Genomic DNA, 4768 nt, shown 5'->3' with positions numbered 1-4768 from the left:
GTGGCGCGCCTGTACACCGACGGCGAGTTCCTGACCAAGCTGCGCGAGACCTTCGCCGGCGACACGCGCCTGCGCTTTCACCTGGCACCACCGCTGCTGGCGCGGCGCGATCCGGTCAGCGGCGAACTGCAAAAGCGCGAGTACGGTGCCTGGATGCTGACCGCCATGCGGGGTCTGGCCAAGCTCAAGTTCCTGCGCGGCAGCCTGTTCGATCCGTTCGGCCACACCGCCGAGCGACGCCAGGAGCGGCGCCTGATCGTCGACTACGAACGCACCGTCGAGACGCTGTTGGCCCGACTCGACCACGACAACCACGCGCTCGCGGTACAGATCGCCAGCCTGCCGCAGCAGATTCGCGGCTTCGGCCATGTCAAGGAAGCCAGCATCGCCCAAACCAAGGCGCTCGAAGCGCAGCTGCTGGCGCGTTTCGACACGCCGCACCAGCAGCGCGCGGCGGCCTGACCCCAGCGTTGCCCGAACGTCCGTTATGAAGTAGATTCCGCGCCCTGCGCAGGCGTTTGACTGCAAACGTCGCGACACCGGGTTACGGAGGAGAAAATGGCAGGCAGTGCCACCGGCCACGGCCGGTTACTCATGGGGATGGCGGCGGCGGTGCTTTGGGTGCCCGCCGCCGCCATCGCCACCTCAGGCCTGGTCATCGACGGCGCGGGCCAACCCATCGCGCAAGCCATGGTCACCCTGCAGCCGGCCGAGATGACGGTCGGTGCCTCCACCTTCACCGTGTTCACCGACGCCGACGGCCGCTATGCGCTACCGGAAAAAGCCACCGGCCGCGTGCTGGCCGTGCGCAAACTCGGCTACGCGCCGGTCAGCATCGACCCCGCGCAGGCGGCCAAGATCACCCTCACGCCCGTCGACAACATCGCCGATCAGGCGCCGCCGGCCGCCTGGCTGCCGCGTACCGGTGCCGATGACCTGGCACGCGCCAACACCATCCTGCAGTGCAGCAGCTGCCACCAGTTCCCGTCGCAGAAGGTGCGCACCTACTCGAAGATGCTGGATGGCAAGACGGAAGCCGAAAAACAGGCCGCCTGGAAGGCCATCATCAACTACATGCGCGTCAAGTTCGTGCAGATCGGCCCGGACCAGAGCCTGTACGACCCGGCCAAGATGGATTTCAAGACCATCCTGGACCCGGCCGCGGGCTCCTTCGACGCGCACGACGAGGAGCAGATTTCAGCCTTCCTCGCCCGGCACCTGCCGACACGCTTCGATACGCTGACGAGCTACGACTACGGCGCGCCGCTCGGCGTGACCGAAAAAACCGTCATGCGCGAAATTCAGCTGCCGCAGGATTCGTTCGTGCGCGAGGTCGGCCTCACGCCAGACTCGCCGTACCTGTGGGGCGCCGATCTGCAGCACAACCGCCTGCTGCGCGTGGACCCCGAAACCGGCGAACAGAAGCCTTATCCCATCCCTTACGCCGGCCCCACCGGTCCGCATACCATCGTCGACACACCCGACGGCAAGTTCTGGGTGACCATGCTCGAGCAGGGCGTGGTCGGCCGTTTCGATCCGAAAACCGAGCAGTGGCAGCTGTTCGACAAGTTCGGCAAATACGAGATGGCGCACGACATCGCGCCGGACTACAAATTCCAGGCCATGCCGGACCCGAAGGGCCGTTACTGGTTCACGCTGATCGGCAGCAACCGCATGGCGAGCCTGGACCCCGCCACCGGCGAGGTCGGTTACGTCGACACCCCCAAGGACGAGGGCGAGTCGGCCATGCACAGCTCGCTGTACGGCGCGGTGATCACGCGCGACGGCAAGCGCGTGTGGTTCTCGCAGCTGTCCGGCGGCATCGGTGCCGTCAACACCGAAACCAGCAAGATCGACGTCTACCTGCCGCTGCCGCAGGGTGCCGGCCCGCGGCGCATGGCGATCGACGACCAGGACGTGCTGTACGTACCCATGTTCGGCACCGGCGAGCTGCTGATCTACGACAGCAAGGCCGACCGCGAACTCGGCCGTGTCATGATGCCGGACCCGAACAACGCCGCCTACAGCGCGGTGTGGGACCCGTGGCGTAAGGTGGTGTGGGTCGGCACCAGCAATGCCGATGCCATCTACAAGTTCAAGCCCGCCGATCGCAGCTTCGAGGTGTTCCCGCTGCCGAGTCAGATGGCGTACCTGCGCATGATCACCTTCGACCGGCGCAACGGAACCCTGTGGACCGCCTACTCCAACATCCCGACCGGCGCCGGACCGAGCCGCTTCGTGATGGTCGACCCGGGCGATGGTGTGGCGGTGAAAGCGGCGCCGTGAGCCCGTGGCCATGACCTTCGCGCTGCCGATGGGCGTTGCGTTCGCAGCGGCTTGCGATGCCACAGCCGCTTGCCGCACCAGGCGCGCCATGCGCCAACCCCTGCTCCAGACCCTGCGTTAGGTCGCGGCTTCACTGCGCGTGTCTGTGCTCGACGGCATCCTGGTCCGCAGTGGGTTCGGCACGCTGCCGGCCGATTTTTACCTGCCACAGACACCCACGCCGCTGCCGGCGCCCTGTTTGGTGGCTTTCAACGCGCCGCTGGCCGAGCAGCTCGGCCTGCCCGCCGAACCGGCGGCGTCGCTGGTCGAACAGCTCGCCGGCAACGCCCTTGCGCCGAACGCACAGCCGCTGGCGGCGGTCTACGCGGGACACCAGTTCGGCGTGTATGTGCCGCGGCTCGGCGACGGCCGCGCGCTGCTGCTGGGCGACATCGTGACCGATCACGGCCGCTACGAGCTGCAGCTCAAGGGCGCCGGTCGCACGCCATTCTCGCGCGGCGCCGACGGGCGGGCGGTGCTGCGCTCGACCATCCGCGAGTACCTCGCCAGCGAGGCCATGCACGGCCTTGGCATCCCCACCACACGCGCGCTCGCCATCGTCGGCAGCGACCAGCCGGTGTACCGGGAGCGGATCGAAACCGCCGCCGTACTGTCGCGCCTGGCGCCGAGCCACGTGCGCTTCGGCTCGTTCGAGTATTTCCACTACCGCGGCATGGGCGAGCAGGTCCGCACGCTGGCCGATTTCGTGATCGGCGCGCACTTTGCGCCGTTCGCCGCGGCCGCCGACCGTTATGCGCAACTGCTCGATGCGGTGGCCCGGCGCACGGCGCGGCTGGTCGCCGCCTGGCAGGCACAGGGCTTCGTGCACGGCGTGATGAACACGGACAACATGTCCATTCTCGGTCTCACGCTCGATTACGGCCCCTACGGCTTTCTGGACCACTTCGAGGCCGCACGCGTGTTCAACCACACCGATCGGCGCGGCCGCTATGCCTACGCCAACCAGGCCGGCATCGCGCTGTGGAATCTGCAGGCGCTGGCCGAGGCGCTGTCGAGCCTCATCGACGCCGCCACGCGCGAGGCGGTGCTGGCGCGCTTCGAGCCCGAGTTCGTACGGGCCTACGGCGAGCTCATGTGCCGCAAGCTCGGCCTGCGCGAGTCCCGCGCCGGCGATGCGGACCTGATCGACCGCCTGCTGCAGGCGCTGCAGGACGGGCGGGTCGATTACCCGGCCTTCATGCGCCGGCTCGGCGCGTTTCGGCCAGGCGATGCCGCCACACGCACGCCATTGCTGGCGCTGTCGCATGCGCCGCTGGCGATCGATGCCTGGCTGGACGCGTACGCGGCGCGCCTGGCCAGCGAAGCCGACGCCGACGCCGTGCGCCAATCGCGCATGGACGCGGTCAATCCGCTTTATGTGCTGCGCACGCACCTGGCCGAGCGGGCCATTCATCTGGCCGTCGAGCAGCGCGACTACGACCAGATCGACCGCCTGCACCGGCTGCTAGCGCAGCCGTTCACGGCCCAGCCAGGTTCGGAGTCCTACGCCGAGCCGCCGGCGCACGACGTCGGCGAGATCGTGCTGTCCTGTTCGTCGTGAAGGCCACAGCGCGGGCGGTGTGGCCCGCCCGCGCCGGGCTGCAGCTCAGAGTTTGTGAAGAAATGCGCGTCCTGCGCATTTCTTGCGTCGCACGTCCGGTACATGCCCGGACGGGCTCCCGCGAATCAAGCCCTCAAGGGCTCGATTCGCGTCCGGCCATCCCTGGCCGGCCTCGGCGCTTGAAAAATTCACAAGCTCTCAGTGCCAATTGATGCCGGCGTCCGGCGGCACCACTTTCAGCGCCTTCATCAGCGGCAGGAAGTTGACCTCGTCCCACTCCTCGGCGTTCAGGCCATCCTTGATGCGCATGATGTGGATGAAGCTGACCTCGATCACCTGATTGGTCGGCGGCGCGCCGTTGAACTCGCCGACGTGCTGGAAGCTCAGCCGGCCGCGGCTGACCACCTTGTCGCCCTCGGCGATCTGGTCCTCGAACACGCGCTTGACGATCGGCAGCGACTTCTGGATGTGCTTGTTCACTTCCATGTGCGTCTTGACGTTCAGCGGCTCGCGCGCCATCGGCAGGTGGAACAGGTGCTCCGGATGCAGCAGCGCCTGCATCTCGTCGAATTTCTTCGCGTCCATGGTGGCGAAGAACTTGCGCACGAATTGCTTGTTCTTTTCGAGCTGGTCCGCGTCGGACATGGCGATCTCCTCCTGGTGATTGTCGCTTGTCGATCTTAGCCGCAGAAGGGCACAAAAAAACCGCCCATCGGACAATCCGACAGGCGGTTTTTCGATTGCCGGCGGCGCTCAATCCTCGCCGAAGAAATCCAGCAGCAGCTTGTTGAAACGGCCGGCGTGCTCGATCTGCGTCCAGTGCCCGCACTTGCCGAACATGTGCAGCTGGCTGTTGGGGATCAGCTCGAACAGGCGCACCGA

General features: G+C 66.9%; 4 protein-coding genes and 1 pseudogene. 3 read left to right on the top strand and 2 right to left on the bottom strand.

All coding sequences use genetic code 11. The features are described 5' to 3' along the window. The 3 genes from PHC73_RS11655 to PHC73_RS11645 form a co-directional block, all read left to right on the top strand. The coding region (locus tag PHC73_RS11655; RefSeq protein ID WP_300128341.1) for a DUF6537 domain-containing protein at positions 1 to 462 on the top strand (462 nt) is incomplete at its 5' end. Between the two features lie 96 nt (positions 463 to 558). Next, positions 559 to 2286, top strand: a complete 1728-nt coding sequence (locus PHC73_RS11650) for a carboxypeptidase regulatory-like domain-containing protein (RefSeq protein WP_300128338.1) — start codon at positions 559 to 561, stop codon at positions 2284 to 2286. Between the two features lie 139 nt (positions 2287 to 2425). Continuing rightward, positions 2426 to 3886: a YdiU family protein gene (locus PHC73_RS11645; protein ID WP_300128335.1), complete on the top strand. Its 1461-nt coding sequence runs from the start codon at positions 2426 to 2428 to the stop codon at positions 3884 to 3886. A gap of 198 nt (positions 3887 to 4084) precedes the next feature. Here the strand turns inward: PHC73_RS11645 and PHC73_RS11640 are convergent, their stop codons facing one another. Together PHC73_RS11640 and PHC73_RS14015 are read right to left on the bottom strand one after the other, a co-directional pair. Then, the gene (locus PHC73_RS11640; protein ID WP_300128332.1) at positions 4085 to 4531 is read right to left on the bottom strand and encodes an ester cyclase; all 447 of its coding nucleotides are present in this window, start codon (positions 4529 to 4531) and stop codon (positions 4085 to 4087) included. 108 nt (positions 4532 to 4639) lie between these two features. Next, positions 4640 to 4768, bottom strand: a pseudogene (locus tag PHC73_RS14015) (2-hydroxy-6-oxo-2,4-heptadienoate hydrolase); the annotation flags it as partial.

It is taken from the genome of Immundisolibacter sp., assembly GCF_028696615.1.
Taxonomy (GTDB): Bacteria; Pseudomonadota; Gammaproteobacteria; order Immundisolibacterales; family Immundisolibacteraceae; genus Immundisolibacter.
This window is presented reverse-complemented; position numbering and strand designations above follow the sequence as displayed.

Bases quoted from the DNA above. Each gene is read 5' to 3' on its own strand.
- PHC73_RS11640 (WP_300128332.1), bottom strand. From the start codon at position 4,531: ATGTCCGACGCGGACCAGCTCGAAAAGAACAAGCAATTCGTGCGCAAG.
- PHC73_RS11650 (WP_300128338.1), top strand. From the start codon at position 559: ATGGCAGGCAGTGCCACCGGCCACGGCCGGTTACTCATGGGGATGGCG.